The sequence below is a fragment of the Collinsella sp. CM84Y_54 genome, from assembly GCF_036317945.1.
Classification (GTDB): Bacteria; Actinomycetota; Coriobacteriia; order Coriobacteriales; family Coriobacteriaceae; genus Collinsella.
In genome coordinates this window covers 365324-382643 of sequence record NZ_JAWQCX010000002.1, presented here as the reverse complement: position 1 = coordinate 382643, position 17320 = coordinate 365324, and the positions used below count along the sequence as shown (strand labels likewise).

At 57.8% G+C, this 17320-nt stretch carries 13 protein-coding genes and 1 tRNA gene; 7 read left to right on the top strand and 7 right to left on the bottom strand.

All coding sequences use genetic code 11. The features are described 5' to 3' along the window. The first annotated feature begins 44 nt into the window (after nucleotides 1–44). Nucleotides 45–926 (top strand): aldose 1-epimerase family protein, encoded by an 882-nt coding sequence (locus V2391_RS04835; protein ID WP_271730398.1) that lies wholly within the window; start codon nucleotides 45–47, stop codon nucleotides 924–926. Between the two features lie 59 nt (nucleotides 927–985). Beyond that, entirely contained in the window at nucleotides 986–1921 is a 936-nt protein-coding gene (locus V2391_RS04830; RefSeq protein ID WP_271730399.1) for a hexose kinase, read from the top strand. 406 nt (nucleotides 1922–2327) lie between these two features. Here V2391_RS04830 and V2391_RS04825 read toward each other — a convergent pair. Then, nucleotides 2328–2403 (bottom strand) — tRNA-Thr (locus tag V2391_RS04825). Between the two features lie 157 nt (nucleotides 2404–2560). Between V2391_RS04825 and V2391_RS04820 the strand changes: the two genes are divergently transcribed. After that, nucleotides 2561–3043 carry a PTS system mannose/fructose/N-acetylgalactosamine-transporter subunit IIB gene (locus V2391_RS04820; RefSeq protein ID WP_271730400.1) on the top strand — a complete coding sequence of 161 codons (483 nt, stop codon included), beginning with the start codon at nucleotides 2561–2563 and terminating at the stop codon, nucleotides 3041–3043. A gap of 324 nt (nucleotides 3044–3367) precedes the next feature. On the opposite strand, the gene V2391_RS04815 is transcribed toward V2391_RS04820, so the two are convergent. Continuing rightward, nucleotides 3368–4420 (bottom strand): aldose epimerase family protein, encoded by a 1053-nt coding sequence (locus tag V2391_RS04815; RefSeq protein ID WP_271730401.1) that lies wholly within the window; start codon nucleotides 4418–4420, stop codon nucleotides 3368–3370. Between the two features lie 205 nt (nucleotides 4421–4625). Here V2391_RS04815 and V2391_RS04810 point away from each other — a divergent pair, with 205 nt between their 5' ends. Next, nucleotides 4626–5390 carry a DeoR/GlpR family DNA-binding transcription regulator gene (locus tag V2391_RS04810; RefSeq protein ID WP_271740777.1) on the top strand — a complete coding sequence of 255 codons (765 nt, stop codon included), beginning with the start codon at nucleotides 4626–4628 and terminating at the stop codon, nucleotides 5388–5390. A gap of 108 nt (nucleotides 5391–5498) precedes the next feature. On the opposite strand, the gene V2391_RS04805 is transcribed toward V2391_RS04810, so the two are convergent. From V2391_RS04805 to V2391_RS04795, 3 genes are all read right to left on the bottom strand, one after another. Next, on the bottom strand, nucleotides 5499–6731 hold the full coding sequence (locus tag V2391_RS04805) for a Fic family protein (RefSeq protein ID WP_215673645.1): 1233 nt from the start codon (nucleotides 6729–6731) through the stop codon (nucleotides 5499–5501). Between the two features lie 367 nt (nucleotides 6732–7098). Next, nucleotides 7099–8520: a 6-phospho-beta-galactosidase gene (lacG, locus tag V2391_RS04800; protein WP_229058862.1), complete on the bottom strand. Its 1422-nt coding sequence runs from the start codon at nucleotides 8518–8520 to the stop codon at nucleotides 7099–7101. A 76-nt stretch (nucleotides 8521–8596) separates the two neighbouring features. After that, complete coding sequence (locus V2391_RS04795) at nucleotides 8597–10375, bottom strand: PTS lactose transporter subunit IIBC (protein ID WP_271730403.1); 1779 nt, start codon at nucleotides 10373–10375, stop codon at nucleotides 8597–8599. Between the two features lie 284 nt (nucleotides 10376–10659). Here V2391_RS04795 and V2391_RS04790 point away from each other — a divergent pair, with 284 nt between their 5' ends. Further along, nucleotides 10660–11661, top strand: coding sequence for a LacI family DNA-binding transcriptional regulator (locus V2391_RS04790; protein WP_329738434.1), 1002 nt, complete (start codon nucleotides 10660–10662; stop codon nucleotides 11659–11661). A 269-nt stretch (nucleotides 11662–11930) separates the two neighbouring features. Here V2391_RS04790 and lacG (V2391_RS04785) read toward each other — a convergent pair whose 3' ends face one another. Together lacG (V2391_RS04785) and V2391_RS04780 are read right to left on the bottom strand one after the other, a co-directional pair. Beyond that, on the bottom strand, nucleotides 11931–13370 hold the full coding sequence (lacG, locus tag V2391_RS04785) for a 6-phospho-beta-galactosidase (RefSeq protein WP_055310567.1): 1440 nt from the start codon (nucleotides 13368–13370) through the stop codon (nucleotides 11931–11933). Between the two features lie 66 nt (nucleotides 13371–13436). Further along, nucleotides 13437–15212: a lactose/cellobiose PTS transporter subunit IIB gene (locus tag V2391_RS04780; protein WP_329738433.1), complete on the bottom strand. Its 1776-nt coding sequence runs from the start codon at nucleotides 15210–15212 to the stop codon at nucleotides 13437–13439. 357 nt (nucleotides 15213–15569) lie between these two features. Between V2391_RS04780 and V2391_RS04775 the strand changes: the two genes are divergently transcribed. Together V2391_RS04775 and V2391_RS04770 are read left to right on the top strand one after the other, a co-directional pair. Beyond that, nucleotides 15570–16574: a LacI family DNA-binding transcriptional regulator gene (locus V2391_RS04775; RefSeq protein ID WP_329738432.1), complete on the top strand. Its 1005-nt coding sequence runs from the start codon at nucleotides 15570–15572 to the stop codon at nucleotides 16572–16574. A 214-nt stretch (nucleotides 16575–16788) separates the two neighbouring features. Next, entirely contained in the window at nucleotides 16789–17127 is a 339-nt protein-coding gene (locus V2391_RS04770) for a PTS lactose/cellobiose transporter subunit IIA (protein ID WP_055252615.1), read from the top strand. The last annotated feature ends 193 nt before the right edge of the window (nucleotides 17128–17320 follow it).

Genomic DNA, 17320 nt, shown 5'->3' with positions numbered 1-17320 from the left:
GACAGGTACTTGCGAGCAAAAGCAGTTGTTCGAAAGGATGGGCAATGGAATACGCTCTCTCCAACGATTCGATTTCTATTAAGGTGTCCACGGCTGGTGGTTCGTTTACCTCGATTGAGGCTGGAGGTCGCGAGTACTTGTGGCAGGGCGATCCCGCCGTGTGGTCCGGCCGGGCACCGATTTGCTTCCCGATTTGCGGAGGCTTGCGCGACAACAGCGCCATGACGTTTGCCGGGCATCATGTAAAGCTCGCTCGCCACGGGTTTGCGCGCAAACAGGAGTGGAAGCTGCTGAGCCAAGGCGAAAACGAGCTGGTGATGTGCCTGGCTTCGGAGAATAACGCCGCGCTGCTGAGCGATTATCCGTATCCGTTTAAGCTTGTCGCTCGCTATACGCTCGAGGACGCTGCCGTGCGCGTCTCCTATGAGGTGACCAACGAGGGAACCGAGGACATGCCGTTCTTTATCGGCGGTCATCCCGGCTTTAGGTGTCCGCTCGATGAGGGCGAGGCCTATACGGACTACGAGTTGCGCTTTGAGAAGGACGAGGCTGCGGAGCTTTGCACTGCCGTCCCCTCGACTGGCTTGATTGACGTGACCAATCGCTCCAAGAACCCCATGGTGGGAAAGACACTGCCTCTGTCGCATGAGCTCTTCGATTTTGCGGAGACCATCTTTGATGTGCTCGAGAGCCGTCAGGTCACGCTTTCCAAGAAGGGGGAGGACAAGGGCGTCCGCCTGAGCTTTGAGGGCTTCCCGTATCTCATTGTGTGGAGTAAGCCCGAGGGCGATTTTGTGGCGGTTGAGCCCTGGGGCGGCCTTTCGACCTGTTCCGATGAGGACGACGTACTTGAGCATAAGCGCGGCTGCCTTGTCGCTAAGCCCAAGGAGACCGTCGTTCGCTCGTTCACGATTGAGATTCTGTAATTCCGTTTTGTCGACTCGTATCGCGAGGCACAAGGAGCCTGCGAGATAAGGAGCTAAAAATGATCCTCACCGTTACGATGAACCCGTCTGTCGATACGCGCTATCAGCTCGACGAGCTCGTTATCGACGACGTCAACCGCGTGACGCCCGAAAAGACCGCCGGCGGCAAGGGCCTCAACGTGGCCCGTGTGCTGGGTCAGCTGGGCGACGACGTTGTGGCAACCGGTCTGCTCGGCGGCCACATGGGCGCCTACATGGCTGAGCTCATGGACGCCAACGGTATTAACAACGACTTTGTGCCCATCAAGGGCGAGACTCGCATTTGCCTCAACATCCTCCACGCCGGCAACCAGACCGAGCTGCTCGAGAGTGGCCCGACAATTGCCCCCGAGGAGCTCGATGCCTTTACCGCCAAGTTTACTGAGCTTGCGGGCAAGGCCGACGTCGTCACCATTTCGGGTTCTCTGCCCCGCGGTGTCGAGGCAGACTACTATGCCAAGATCACGGGCATTGCCGAGAACGCCGGCGCCAAGGTGCTGCTCGATACCTCGGGTGCTTCGCTCGAGGCCGCCCTTAAGTCCGAAATTAAGCCCGAGCTGGTCAAGCCTAACCTGACCGAGATCAACGGCCTTCTGGGCATGAGCTTTACCACCGACGATGTGGACGAGCTCCGCGCCGCGCTCGCCTCTGATGCCCGCTTCTCCGATATCCCCTGGGTCGTCGTGTCCATGGGTGCTGCCGGCTCCGTTGGCTTCCACAATGGCCGTGCGTTCCGCGCAAAGACGCCCGATATCCCTGCCGTTAACGCCACGGGCTCTGGTGACTCCACTATCGCAGGCTTCGCGCATGCCATCGCTGCCGGCGCAGACGACGAGACGGTGCTGCGTACCGCCAACACCTGCGGCAAGCTCAACGCCATGGATCCCATGACCGGCCATCTGGTCATGGACCGTTGGGACGAGGTCTACAACGGCGTTGTCGTGACCGAGCTGTAAGAGTTTGGGTGACGGCCCCGGCATCGCTTGCTAGCTCCTGTCGACGATAAGTGCAGTAGCATTATGCCGGGGCGCGACGCTGACACAGTCGTGTTCAATCCCGACCTTACCCTGGTCGAGACGTATGTGGGCGGCAACAGCTTTGGTAATGCGTTCGCCGAGTAAGCTGCTTGCCGACGCTTACTGGGAGGAGTAACGAGCTGCTCGGTTGAGCTGTTCGTCTGATGGCGTGATTCCCCTAGGGGAATCACGCTACGACCCCGCCAAGCGTGTTTCCCTAAGGGAAATCACGTTTGGTGGGGTTTTCTGTTTTTGAGTAGGAAGCGATCGACGTGGCGATGCGTGGATTGGCGCGCGCCCATAATCGACAACAAAAAAGCCGCCCAAAGGCGGCTATCTTGTGCAATGGAGCCAGCGACCGGGCTCGAACCGGTGACCCCCGCTTTACGAGAGCGGTGCTCTACCAACTGAGCTACGCTGGCGGCCATATGATGACGCAACTGAGGCGTCAACGGCTGTCTATGATACGGGACATCGCACATCCGCGCAAGTGTTCTGACGGCTTTTCTCACTTTAAATGCACTAATATTGGAGACGCGATGTCTTGCTCTTACGGGTCTCAAACAGAATGGGGTGGCGATGGCTCAACCCAAGATTCTTCTCACACGCATCGACGACCGGTTTATTTGCGGGCAAGACATTGAGCTGTGGAACGAGGCGACTGGTTCCAACCTTGTCCTAATCGTCAACGATGAGATCGCGGCGGATTCGCGCCAATGGGCACCCATGAGGGTGGCCGCGCCAGAAGGCGTTTGGACACGGTTTTTCTCGGTGCAAAGGACCATCGATATCATTCATACCGCAACGCCGCGTCAATGGATTCTGGTCATGGTGGCCTCACCCGCAGATGCGCTCGCGCTGGTTAAGGGTGGTGTGCCAATAACCAAGATCAGCATTGGCCATATGCAGACAGGGGAGGGCAAACGCTCTGCAACGCCTGCCGTTGCCGTAGACGATATGGACATCGCCGCCTTCAAAGAGCTGCAAGAACTCGGCATAGAGCTAGAAATCCGCTATCTCCCCAGTTCCGCCCCCGATCCCATCGACAATCTGTTCAACTGATCCCTTGGGGACGGAGGAAAACGGATCATTTTGCCCTTGCGAGGGACGCGCGCGATGCCGCCTGTCAAAAACTATGCCCATTTACTACGTTTGATCGGTTATCGCCGAGCATGTCGAATTTGAGAAAAACAAAACCGCAGGTAGACGGCTCGCGCATTTAACAAAAACCGGTGCATGGTCGAGCATCCCGGGCTAAACGTAGTAAATGGGCATAGTTTTGATATGTCACTCATACAGTCACAGCGAAAAAGAGCCCAAAAGATGAAAAACGCCCGTCGGCGGTGTGCCGGCGGGCGTTGCTGTGCGATATGTCGCGTTGTGGGCCTAGTGCCTCATAAAGTGGTATTCGATCACATTGCTGTAGGGATGACCGGGGCCCACGATGCCCTGGGGGAACAGCGCATGGTGCGGCGTGTCAGGATACATTTCGGCCTCGAGGGCAAAGCCGGCGCCCCAACCGTAGTTGGCATCGTCTTTGGCGTGTTCGTCGCCCAGCCAGTTGCCGGTGTAGAGCTGCACGCCCGGGGCAGTGGTGTAATAGTCCAGCTCACGGCCGGTCCACATCTCCTCGACGTGCATCGCGCGGCGCAGATTACGGCCGTACTGATAGCCATCGATGCACAGGCAGTGGTCGTAGCCACGGGCCTGCTTAATCTGCGGGTCGTCGGCTTCCATGCCGGGCGCGACGGGGCGCAGCTCACGGAAGTCAAACGGCGTGCCCTCGACCGGAGCGATCTCTCCGGTGGGGATATTCTGCTCGTTGATGGGCAGGTAGTGGGCAGCGTTAGCAACAAAGAAGTGCTCACAGTCCATGCCGGCGTTGTGACCGGCAAGGTTAAAGTACGTGTGGTTGGTCATGGACACGTACGTGGCGCGGTCGCTCTCACAGCCATATTCGATACGGAAGCAGCCGGTGCGCGTCACGGTAAACACGGCCGTAAAGGTGCGGTTGCCGGGAAGGCCCAGCTCACCGTCCTCAAGCGAGGTGGTCATGCGCACGGCATTGTGGACCTCGTCGAGCTCAACGTCCCATACGCGCTTGTGCAGACCATGCTCAAGATCGCTGTGCAGGTTGTTGGTGCCCTCGTTGGCGGGCATATGCCAGTCCGTGCCGGCGATGGTGATCGTGGCACCTGCAGTGCGGTTGGCCACAGGTCCGATGGTCGCGCCAAAGCAGGCGGGGTTGTCAAAGTAATCCTCGAGCTTATCGAAGCCCAGCACCACATCGCGCGCGTTGCCGGGGATGTCGGGCACGTCGATGCCCAACACGGTGGCGCCATAGTCCATAATGCGAACGCAGATCTCGGGCCCGTTGAGGGTGTAACAATGAACGGGGGTACCGCACGGCGCGGTGCCGAAAAGCTCGGAAGTGATCATTTGGTTCCTAACATCGAGGTATTTCGGACAAACTGTAGCGCGAACAGGCGAGATTATCACTACACCCCACTAAAGCAGGGGGTATTTTTCTCAAAAAAGTGATGATTGGAGCTGTGCGGGCGTTCATTTCTGACGCGCGCGAGTCTGATACAATTTGTTCGTTATTGTTTGAATTGACGTGAGCGTGGAACAGCGAGGACTCATCGTGATTAAAGCGGAGCGACAGGATAAGGTTCGGCAGCTGCTCGAGGAACAGGGAACGGTCTCGGTCAAGGAGATTTCGGATGCGTTAGGTGTCTCGGATATGACGATCCGCCGTGACCTTGAGGAGCTTGCGAGCCTGGGCGAGATCGAGCGCGTGCACGGCGGAGCTCGCAGTGCGCAGGGCCGTCCACACGCTATGCTGCGCCATGAGTATTCGCACAGCGAAAAGCGCACGAAGCATGCCGAGGAAAAGTTGCAGATTGCGCGCCGTTCTGTGGAGCTTATCGAGGAAGGCTCGACCATCTTTTTGGGCACGGGCACCACGGTTGAGCAGATGGCCTCGATGCTGCCGGCGTTTCGCCTGCGCATTGTGACCAATTCGCTTTCGGTGTTTAACCTGCTCGAGGCGCGCGAAGACTGCGACCTGTGCCTGGTGGGCGGCATGTACCGTCGCCGCACCGCCGCTTTTGTGGGACCAACGGCCGAGGATACCCTGCGTGCACTGGGTATCGACGCTGCGTTTATCGGCGCCAACGGCATTCTGGATGGCGACGTATCTACGTCCAACATGGACGAGGGCCGTATCCAGCAGCTCGCCTTTAGCAAGGCAGACTCGCGCTATCTGATCGCCGACTCCAGCAAGATTGGCAAGCGCGACTTCTACACCTTCTGTCGCTTGGACAGCCTGGATGCCGTGGTGTGCGAACCGGGTATCGCCGCTGAGAATCGTGCCGCCATCGAGGAACACACGCAGGTCATCTGCTAGCTAACGCTGCAGGCGATACTTCTGCCCCCTGCCGGCGCGGGGATTATCGCTTCACAATGACGCGTAAATAATTTTGGGCAACAAGGATGAGACTATTCTGGGATATGACTAGACTCCGTATTTCGTCTTTATGTCCCTTGAGAATGAATCGTAGTCTTCATAGAGCCCCTCTCTGCTTTCATCCTCGGCGCGGTTTACACGTTCAAGAAGCTTATCCTTTGGAGCCTCTTTTGTTATTGCGGCCTCGCTGTCGGGTATTGTGGATTGCAAGAATAGTTCTAGAGCATGGACGTCTTTGAGTATGTAGCCCGTCGAACGACCCGCTCCTGTTTTTTCGATTGCGCTGCAGCTAACAAGCTGACCGAGGGTTCGTTTAACGGTAACCTCGCTGATATCGGGGCAGTTTGATCGGATGTCGGATTTCTTAATGACGCCGGGTCTCTGTTGAAATAGAACAGCGATGCGCGCTTGCTTCGACATGGGACGAGTGCTTGATTCAATTAAGGTACGCTGCTCGAGCTTTCGGTAGGCGGCCAGGGTTGTTCCGAGCATGAAACGGATAAAGGGTACTTCGGTGTTTTGATTTTCATTCCATCCAGTGGAGCTTGCAGCGAGGGCGTTGTAGTAAAGCGCTTTGTTGTCTTCAATAAGTCGTTCGATGCTGATGTAACGCGCAACGTCGTATCCAGTCTTTTCGAGCAGCAGCGTTGTAAGGAGCCGGCTCATCCTGCCATTGCCATCGTTGAAGGGATGAATGCTAACAAAATCGAAGATAAAGCGGAGCGATATAAGGAGGGGGTCGCAAACTTGGCGAGATAAAGCATCGTTGAGGGATTGGCAGGCTTCTTTAATAAGTCCCGGGGTTGCTAGAGCCGAAGGGGGCCTAAAGCGCACAAATCGATTACCTTGATCGTCAATGGAGACGATTTCGTTATCGCTATCTTTCCAATGGCCTCCATACGAGATTGCCGTGTGCGCCATGAGGTCACGATGCAACTGCAAAATGACCGATGGCGTTACGGGAATGGAATCGTGTTGCTCGTGAATAAGCGACAGCACATCTCGGTATCCAGCGATTTCTTCCTCTGCGCGGGAGCTTGGCTTGGCGGAATACGCCATGATCGCTTTGAGTCTTTTTTGGGTGGTAATAATTCCTTCAAGTCCGTTGGAGGATTGGGTGCTTTGGATCTTAGCTTCCTCCATAAGGGACGATAGAAGTTCGGGTTTGACTTGACTCAGAGCAAGCTGACGGCCTTTATGCTCGCGTATCGAGAGGAGGAGGTTGGTGATTGGAGTTGCTTCGAGTTCCGCTGGGACTGTGGCGTAATCGAACTGGCGCATGCGGCTCCTTTCGGTATCACGAACATACTTTCGATATCATAATACCATTAAATGATACCGAAAGTATGTTCGTTATACCGAAAACTAGAAACCATGTTTCATAACTGCTTGGAAAGTTTGGGTTTGACTATCTTATTGTCTTGATCTGTAACAGGTAGACGGTCAAAAGTGGTCTACATGTTGCAGATTGAGATATTTCTGCTCGGGCGTTCCGTTTGTCTCGATCTGTAACATTTAAGACCGAAAATCCCTGCTAGATGTTACAGATCGAGACAAACGGCCTGCACGGGCTCACCAAAAACAAAAAGGCCGCATGCGAACCCGTGGAGGGATTCGCATGCGGCCGACAGGGGGTATGCGGCAAAAGTTAGGCCATGAGCAGGCCGGTCTCCGCGACGTTCTTGTACCAGTACGCGCTCGCCTTGGGATAGCGCTTCTGGGTCTCGAAGTCGATGTAGAACAGGCCATAGCGCTTGTTATAGCCGTTGGTCCAGGAGAACTGGTCCTGCAGCGACCACACAAAGTAGCCGTCGACGTTCACGCCGCCGTCAATTGCCTTGAGGATCCATGCGAGATGCTGACGCATGTAGTCGATGCGAGGGGCGTCGTCGATAAAGCCGTCCTCAAAGTCGTCCTTATAGCCCATGCCGTTCTCGGTGATATAGATCTTCTTGTAGTTGGGGTAATCGTTCTTAATGCGCAGCAGCAGGTCGTACAGGCCCTCGGGATAGATGATCCAGTCCCAATCGGTGGTGGGTACGCCTTCGCGCACGCATGACTCGCCCACGCCCTTGAGGAACCAGCGCGAGGAGCCCTTGTCGCCAGTGCCATTGTGGTTGATGTCGTTTTCGCCCTCGGCGGCGCGCAGGAACTGGCACTTGTAGGTGTTGACGCCCAGGCAATCGTTGTAGGGGAGCGCGGCGGTCAGCGCGGCGATGTCCTCGTCACGAACGTCGAGCTCGCCGCCGGCGATATGGGCCAGCTTGGTCGCAGCCTCCATGGTGTCGGCTGCATAGTGGCCGCGGAAGGTGGCGTCGAGCACCCAGCGGTTGTTGATGACGTCGGCCATGCGGGCTGCCTCGCAGTCGGCAGCGCTGTTGGGATCGAGGGGATACTTGGGCTCTAGGTTCTGGACAATGCCGATCTCGCCCTCAAAGCCGCCCTCATGGAAGGCGACGACGGCCTTGGCGTGGGCCACCATCATGTTGTGCATGAGCTGGAAGGCCTTGTCCAGGCGATACTTCTCGCCGTGCGGCCAGTTGCCGACGATAAAGCTGCCCTCGGCGGTCGCGGGAATCTCGTTAAAGGTAAACCAGTGCTTGACCTCGGTGAACTCGGCAAAGCAGAACTTGGCATACTCGACAAAGGCGTCGATCGTCGTGCGCGTTAGGAAACCCTCGCCGCCGTTCTGGTAAAAGGCCTCGGGCGTATCGAAGTGATCGAGCGTGACATAGGGGATAACGCCGGCTTTGTTGCAGGTGGCGAAAAGCTCGTGATAGAAAGCGACGCCCTCGGGGTTAATCTCGCCGGTGCCATTGGGGAAGATGCGGCTCCAAGCGATGGAGACGCGAATGCCGTTAATGCCGAAGCGCTGGCACAAGTCGATATCGACCGGATATTTGTTGTAGAAGTCGCTTGCGGGGTCGGGGGAGAAGCGACCCTGAGCTGCCAGGAAATCGTCCCAGGGCACTTTGCCCTTGCCGTGCGTGCGGGTCTCGCCCTCAACCTGGTAAGCGGCGGTGGCGCCGCCAAACACAAAGCCGTCGGGGAACTGCATGGGGTTGGTCATGAGTCATCCTTTCTGTGGGATTCGAATAGGGAGAGGTGCCCGAACTGGGGATCCGGGCACCAACAGAGGGAGGAACCTAGTCGAGGTTCTCGCGGAGCCACTTGATGGCGCCAGCGGGGTCGCGAGTAAGGTCGATATATTCCTTACCGCGCGGGGCGAGCAGCTTAATGCCCAGGCGATCGGTGTCGGCCTTCATGTCGTTGTAGTAGCTACGGACCTGCGGGGCAAGCACGATAACGTCGTACTGATCCATGATGGCAGTGTGCTGGCCATAGGCGCCTGCGGAGGAAGCGATGTTCTCTCCGGTCTGCGCGGCACCTTCCTTGATGGCGTTGGCAAGCATGGCAGAGGTGCCGGCGCCGGCGCACAGGACGAGGACCTTCAGACCGTCGACATCCTTCTTAGCGGATGCATCGGCAGCGGGCTCGGGCTGATCGGCGACAGGCTTGCTGTCAGCGGCAGCGGCGGTCGGCTCGACGGCAGCGGTGGCCTGCTCGACAGCGGGCGCAGAGGTGCTGGCGGCGATGGTGGCAGCACCATCGGACTCGAGACCCAGCTCGGCGGCGCGCTCGGCTTCCTGGTCGCAGAGCAGCTTATCGTATGCCTTCAAGAACGGCAGGTAGATGATGGCGTCCAGCAAGATGATGATCGCGACAAATACCAGGGCGATAAGCTGGAAGTTCGTGGTGATGAAGATGCCGATGGGGGCAGGGGTAGCCCAAGGCACCACGAAGGAGAAGCCGTTCATGCCCACGTTGTCGATAAAGAACTTGGCAACACTTACGTTGACGCAGCCGGCGGCAACAAAGGGGATGAGCATGTAGGGGTTGAGGATCATGGGCGCGCCAAAGAGCAGCGGTTCGTTGACGGCGAAGGCAACAGGAACAATCGAGGCCTTACCGACGGCTTTGAGCTGCTTGGACTTCATAAAGAGAATCAGCAGAAGCGGAACGATGAACGTGGCGCCGGTGCCGCCGAACTCACCCACGAGCGACATGTTAAAGGTGAGGGAGTGGGCGGGGTGGCCACCGGCCAGCAGAACCTGCAGGTTCTCGGCCTGGTTGGCAAGACGGATGGGGTCGATGCCCGGCTGGACAATCGAAGGGCCGTGGACACCGATGAACCAGAAGAACGCGGTGGCTGCCTGGATAAGGATAAGGCCAGGATAGGTTTCTGCAGCGGTAAAGAGCGGGGAGAGCAGCTTGATAAGCAGCTCGGAGAACGGAACGCCCATGAGGTTGCGCACGATGACATCGATGATGCCGCAGATGATGACAGCGCCACCGAAGGGGATGATGTCGCGGAAGTTCTGTGCGATGGCGCCCGGAACCTCCTTGGGCAGCTTAATGGTCAGATCGCGCGAGACGCAGAACTTATAGACCCACACGGTAATGAACGCGGCGATATAGGCCGAGAACAGACCGCGCGTACCCATGCTGGTGCAATCGAAGACAGAAAGCTCGGAGCCGTTGAACTTGGTGGTGAACTGCGTGACTGCGAGCAGCAGCATGCTGCACTGGGCGGCAACCATGGTGGAGCCGTCGTTGAGCACCTTGCCGGCGGGCATGCGACGGTTCATGGAAGCCGTAAAGTTCTTGGCGGTGGTGCCGGCAACCATGATGCCCATGACGCCCATGGTGAAGTTGTACAGCTTGTTGCACCAGTCGATGAGCGGCTGGGGCAACGTGATTCCAACTACGCCGGGAAGGGTGGCGATCAGCAGAAAGATCGAAGAGGTAAGGACGATGGGCATGCACCCAAGGAATCCGTCTTTGATGGCCTGGAGGTAGATGTTTCTCGAGATCTTCTCGAAGAACGGTTGATGCTTTTCGAGCATCTTTACGATGGCGTCCATAGAGCTCCTTTGCTACTTGATGCGCGATGCATGTGGATGGAACTGGTCGTCGATGGATGGTCAGGACTGCCCGGAAACCTTCCTGCTTAAGGAAGGCATTGCGAAATGACAACGTTGTCATTTTGTTAATGACAACGTAAGACATTTTTGGAAGAGCAACAAGGATATACGGGTGAGCGGTCGATATTGTCCGGTAAACGGTTGATTTGTCAGTCGGGCAGGTAGTGTATGCTAGAACACAAAAAACAAGCGATGCAAAACCGACTGGAGAAGTAGTGGCAACGATGGACAAGAAAAATGTCTCAATGAACGATGTGGCGATTGCCGCAGGTGTTTCTCTCAAGACGGTGTCGCGTGTGATCAACGAGCCCGATAGCGTGCGAGAGTCGACACGCGATAGGGTCCATGCTGCCATGGAGACGCTTGGGTTCCGGGCGAACTTTGCCGCGCGTTCACTCAAGTTGGGCCGTTACGGGTGCATCGGCTTGGTGATGTTCCACTTGTCGGGCGGCGCCGTGGACATGATTGACGGTATCGCCGATGCCGCCGAAGAACGCGGCTTTGCGCTCACGATGATCAAAAAGCGGGCAGGGGAGAAGATGACCCTTGCCGACGCAGCGCGCAGGATGTCGCAGCTGCCTGTTGATGGCATGATCTTCAATCTGCGCCAGATGGTCGATGACTTTGATACCTTTGAGGCGCCGAAAGACCTCAAGACGGTGATTATCACACCGATGGAACATCCTACCTGCTCTACCGTCAGTGACGACCAAGAGGGCGGCGCGCGTATGGCGTGCGAGTACTTTTTGGACCACGGTCACAAGAACGTGTACTTCGTTTCGGGTAAGAAAGAGTCGTTGTCGAGCCAGTGCCGTATGAAAGGTTGGCGTGCGGCACTCGAGGCGCGTGGCATTGAGCCGCCCGAGCCTCTGCAAGGCGATTGGAATGCGGATAGTGGCTATGCCGCGGGCCTTGTGCTTGCCGATAAGCCCGATTGCACGGCGGTCCTCGCTGCTAACGACTGCATGGCAAACGGCGTGATGATGGCTCTACGTGACAAAGGGCTCAGTGTGCCCGACGACGTGTCCGTGATCGGCTTCGACGATGAGCTCTACAAGACGATTCCCAACTCGATTCTGACGTCGGTGAAGTTTCGCCACCGCGAGCTGGGCATCCGTGCGCTCAACGAGGTCGTTGCGGGCCTAGAAGCTCCGAGCTCCAGAAGCCGTACGCTTGTCTCGGGTGTGCTGGTCGAGCGTTCCAGCGTAAAGGACCTGCGGGCGTAGACGTGCTCGGCCTGTTCGTCTAAATCTGTAACAGCTAGGACCGAAAAACTCAGCTAAATATTACAGATTGAGATATTTCTGCTCGGGCGTTCTGTTTGTCTCGATCTGTAACAGCTTGGAGCGAAAAACTCAGCTAGATGTTACAGATCGAGACAAACGGCTCCCGACCAGCCCAAAAACAAAAAGACCGGGGGCGGCGCGCCGTGTGACGTGCCGCCCCCGGCTGAGAAATGGGGACAGGTTGTGTGAGCGGGCAACCCCGCCAGCCACTAGTCCAGACGACGGGTCTGCGCCACGTGCTTGTACCAGTAGGCGCTTGCCTTGGGCGTGCGCTTCTGGGTTTCAAAGTCAACGTAAAAGAAGCCGTAACGCTTGTTGTAGCCATTGGTCCAGGAGAACTGATCCTGCAGGCTCCACAGGAAGTAGCCGCCCACGTTGACGCCCACCTCCATGGCCTTGAGCAGCCAACGCAGGTGCTGCTCGATGTAGTCGATGCGCGGCTGGTCGTCCACAAAACCGTTCTTGTAGGGGTCCTTGTAGCCCATGCCGTTCTCGGTGATGAAGATCTGCTTGTAGTTGGGGTAGCGCTGCTTAATGTAGACGAGCAGATCGAACAGACCCTCGGGATAGATGATCCAGTCCCAGTCGGTGGTGGGGATGCCGGGCTTGTTCACATGCTCGCCAATGCCCTTGACGCGCCAGCGACCGGTGCCCTTCTCGCCCGTACCGTTGTGGTGCAGGTCGTTCTCGCCATCGTAAGCCTTCAAAAAACGGCACTGATAGTTGTTAACGCCCAGGTAGTCGTTGTAGAGCGCTGCCTCGCGCATAATCTCGAGGTCCTCGTCCAAGATCTCGATGGTGCCGCCCGAGACGGCAGCCAGGCGGTTGGCGCACTCGAGGGTGTCGGGGGCATACTCGCCGCGGAACGTCGCGTCGAGCAAAAACTGGTTTTGCAGCACGTGCTCGTTGTTGGCGGCTTTGATGTCGGCGGGGTCGTTCTCGTTGAGCGGGTACTTAAACTCCAGCGACTGGATGACGCCGATTTTGCCCTTAAAGCCGCCGTTGTGGAAGGCCAGCACGGCCTTGGCGTGGGCGAGCATCATGTTGTGCTCGCACTGGAAGGCCTCGGCCAGATGCGCCTTGACGCCACCGGGGAAGGTGCCCTCGATGTAGGTGTTGGAGGCGTCGGCCCAGATCTCGTTAAAGGTGAACCAGTAGGTCACCTGGTCGGCGTACTCCTTAAAGCAGAAGGTGGCAAAGTCCACAAAGGCGTCGATGGTCTCGCGGTTGAGGAAGTCGCCCTTCTCAAAGAGGGGAAGCGGCGTGTCAAAGTGATGCAGCGTGACGAACGGCTCAACGTGGTGCTTGTGGCACTCGGCGAAGAGATCGTGGTAGAACTGGACGCCCTCGGGGTTGATTTCGCCGGTGCCGTTGGGGAAGATGCGGCTCCAGGCGATAGAGAGGCGAATGCCGTTGATGCCAAACTCCTCGCACAGTTCCAGATCGACGGGGTACTGGTTGTAGAAGTCCGAAGCGGGATCGGGGGAGAAACGGCCCTGGGCCTCCAAGAAGTCGTCCCAGGCAACCTTGCCCTTACCGTGAGTGCGGGTCTCGCCCTCTACTTGGTAGGCAGCAGTGGCGCCGCCAAAGACAAAGTCCTCGGGAAACTGCGCAGGCGGGTTGGTGACGCTAGCAGGGTTAACGGACATGATGATCCAATCGTCTAAATCGAAGGGCCAGCCGGCTGTGGATGGTCGGCTGGCCCTAAGCGTTACTTACTTCGAAAGCTGTTCGCTTACGAAGGCGAGAGACTTGTCGCCGTTCTGGGAGAGCTCGATGTACTGCTTGCCACGGCAGGCGACGCACTTGTTGCCCACGCGCTCGCAGTCCTTCTGCAGGTCGGCCAGGTAGCTTGCGGCCTGCGGGGCTAGGACGACTAGGTCAAAGTCGGGGAGCATGTCGACGTGGTTGCCATAGGCCTCGGCGGCGGTTTCGAGGTTAATGCCGCGCTCCTTGGCAGCCTTGGCCAGCGCGTTGGCGAGCAGGCCCGAGGTTCCGCCGCCCTGGCAGAGCACGAGCACGCGCTTGCCGTTGAGGTCGCTGACGGCCGTTGCCTCAGTGGCGACAGCGGCGGAAGCGGCGGGGGCGTCGGACTTCACGGCCTCGGCAGCAGCGCCGGCGGCAACGCTCTTGGCGTCAGCCTTGCCCTGGAAGGCATCGTTGAGCTTGGCGGCCTTCTCGGCGTTCTTGGCGGCGAGCTCCTCCTCGGAAATCTCGGCCTCCTCGGCGCACTTCTGGGCGTCATAGGCGCGGAAGAACGGGTAGTACAGAACGAAGTCGACGACCAGGATAAGGGCGAGCATCACAAAGGCGAGCGGCTGGAAGCCCAGGCCCATGATGGTGCCGATGGGGCCGGGGACGGTCCAAGGCAGGGTGTACATAAAGCCGTTCATGCCCAAGAAGTCGATAAAGATCTTGAGAATCCAGATGTTGGCGATCGGGGCAAAGACAAACGGGACAAAGAAGACGGGGTTGAGCACGATGGGTGCGGCGAACAGCAGCGGCTCGTTGACGGCAAAGCAGACGGGGACGATGGCGGCCTTACCGACGGCGCGCATCTCCTGAGACTTGGCCAGGAAGCAGAACATAAAGACCAGGACGAGCGTGGCGCCGGTGCCGCCCATGCAGACGACGAAGTACTGGGCACCCTGGGTCAGGACAGCGGAAGCGTGCTGACCAGCCTGGAATGCGGCCAGGTTGTCGGTCATGTTGGCAACAAGGGCGGCGGCGATGGCGGGCTCGACGATCGAGGGGCCGTGGACGCCGACGAACCAGAACAGGCTCATGGCGCCGTAGATCACAGCGAGGCCGATGTAGCCATCGGCAGCGGTGAACAGGGGCTGGAACACCTGGATGACACCCTGGGCAAAGCAGAAGCCAAAAGCAGCGCGGAAGACGATGTCAAAAACCCAAAAGACGGTGATGCAGACGGAGAAGGGGATGATGTCCTTGAAGGTCTGCGAGATGTTGGGCGGAACCTGTTCGGGCATCTTGACGGTGATGTTGCGCTTAATGAAGAACTTGTAGATGATGCCAGTCACAAACGCAGCGATGAAAGCGGTCAGCAGGCCCTTGGAACCAAGGTAGGTGGTGTTGAAGCCGCTGGCGGCGTCCGTGGCGATGGTGTCGCTCGAAAGGAGCAAGAAGCCGATGATGGCCGCGCACATGCACGAGATGAAGTTGATCTGGTTGTTCTTGGGCAGATCGCGGTTCTGGGCGTCGGCGAAGTGCTTGGCCGTGGTGGCGGCGCAGGCGATGGCCAGGATGCCCATGGAGTAGTTGTAGCACTTCCACAGGGCGTTGTTGATGTCATCGGGCCAGTAGAAACCCCAGATGTTGGGGACCGAGGCTACCAGGCAGAAGATGGACGAGAAGATGATGATGGGGATGACGGAGATAAAGCCGTCGCGGATCGCCTTGAGGTACTTGTTGCGGGCGATCGCGTTGAAAAAGGGCTGGCCCTTTTCGATGATGGCGATGAGTTGCTCCATGCAATGCTCCTAAGAGTCGGTGGGTTAGCAACGATGGTAGCTTTTGGCGTTCGGTTGCCAAAATGTTGACGTTGCCATTTTGTGACACAAAAAAAGACGCGAACCGGTGGTTCCTGTGCCTGCGAACCGTCGATTCCTTACGCGTAAACGTTTGAGCCGCCCGGTGGCTCTGTGTTTGCACAATGGCAACGTTAACATTTGGTCGACAAAAGCCGTTCGTGGAAGCAAAAATGTCGGTGAACGGTAGGTTTTGGGTGGTGAGCGTATGGTGGGGGAGGCGTTGGATATACTTGAAGGCGTTAAAAATGACTGCGCAGGGTGCCACCAATGGCATCGTTGACATAGAAAGATCGACCTATGGCCGCTGTTAAAAAATCGGTATCCGTCAAAGACGTAGCGCGCCTCGCGGGCGTCTCGGAGCAGACGGTCTCGCGCACCGTGCACGATTCGCCCAGCGTGCGCCCCGAGACCAAGGAACGCGTGCGTGCCGCCATGCGCGAGCTGGGGTATCGCCCCAATTTTGCCGGTCGATCGCTGCGCCGTGGCAGGTTTAAGACCGTCGGCGTCGCCATGTTCAACATTACCGGTACCGGCAACCTCGACCGTATGGAGGGCTTTGCCGCCGCGGCCGACAAACATGGCTATGCCATCACCCTCACTAAAGTAGACGGGCATCCGTATACCCTCGAGAGCGCATCGTCACGCATGAGCGCGCTGCCGGTAGACGGTATGGTCGTGATCATGAACCGCATGCCGGCAGACTTTGGCACTTTTGAGCCGCTGCCCGGTATGCAGACGGTGCTCGTTACCATGCTGGAGCACCCGCTCTGTTCAACGGTCGATAACGACCAGTTCGATTGCTCGCGCCAGGTGGTCGAGTATTTGCTGGGGAGGGGGCACAAGGCTGTGCACTTTATCTCATGCCCCGAGCGCTCGCTTTCGGGCATGCGGCGCGAGGAAGGCTGGCGCGAGACATTGCGCGCGCATGGTATTGAGTCACCGCAGCTCGTGCGCGGCGACTGGACGGCGCAGAGTGGATATGCCGCAGGCCAGGCTCTGGCGGATGATCCGACCTGTACCGCCATCTATGCCTCCAACGATGCCATGGCATATGGCTGCATCCGTGGGCTCGAGTCGCGCGGGAAGTGCGTGCCCCAGGACGTGAGCGTGGTGGGTGTTGATGACAGCCTGGGCGATATCGTGCCCGATTGTCGCCTGACCACGGTGCGCTTTGATAACAAGCGCGTCGGCATGTGGGCGGTCGACAAGATTGCCGGCGCCGAGGGCGTTGCGCCCGGTGTGGAGCACATGCTGTTTCCGGGCGTGCTCGTCGAGGGCGATACGGTGCGCGATGTACGCTAGGGCGCAGGTCTGTTTGGGTTGCCGCTAATTGTGTTCGATATTGTTCAGATTGGTTTAAAAACCGTTCACGGGCGAAAAGTGACCGTTCATAGCTTGAAATTACGTTTTGCGCTGTTCTTTTTTGTTTGAATGTTAATGTTTCTGCCATACAGAACGCAGCGCGTATGCCCGGACGCGATGCTCTCCATTGGTTCATATGTGAAAGGAACGCAATATGGCAACCAAAGAAGAAATCTCGATGGTTGGATTCGAGATTGTCGCATACGCAGGTGACGCCCAGACCGATCTGCTTGCAGCGCTCGATGCTGCTCGCGAGGGTGACTTTGAGAAGGCCGAGCAGCTGCACAAGGATGCCAGCGATGCGCTCATCGGTGCCCACGACACGCAGACCAAGCTGCTTTCGCAGGAGGCCGGCGGTGGCGAGATGGAGATGACCTTCATCATGGCTCACGCTCAGGACACCCTCATGACCACTATGATCCTGGAGAAGCAGGCCCGCTTTACCATCGATGCCTACAAGCGCATCGCCGAGCTCGAGGCCAAGCTCGCCTAACGAGCCCTCACAACCAAGTCCCCTTCCATAAGCCCTGCCGCTATCCGCAGCAGGGCTTTTTCTGTCCTCCTCCAAGTTGCGGTGAAATAGGGACTGAATAGGGGCTGACGGGCGCAAAACAATCCCTATTCCACCGCAACTCATCCGGAGATAGTCATTGGGGACAGTCTTGGTGCGCTCTGTTCGTCTTCCC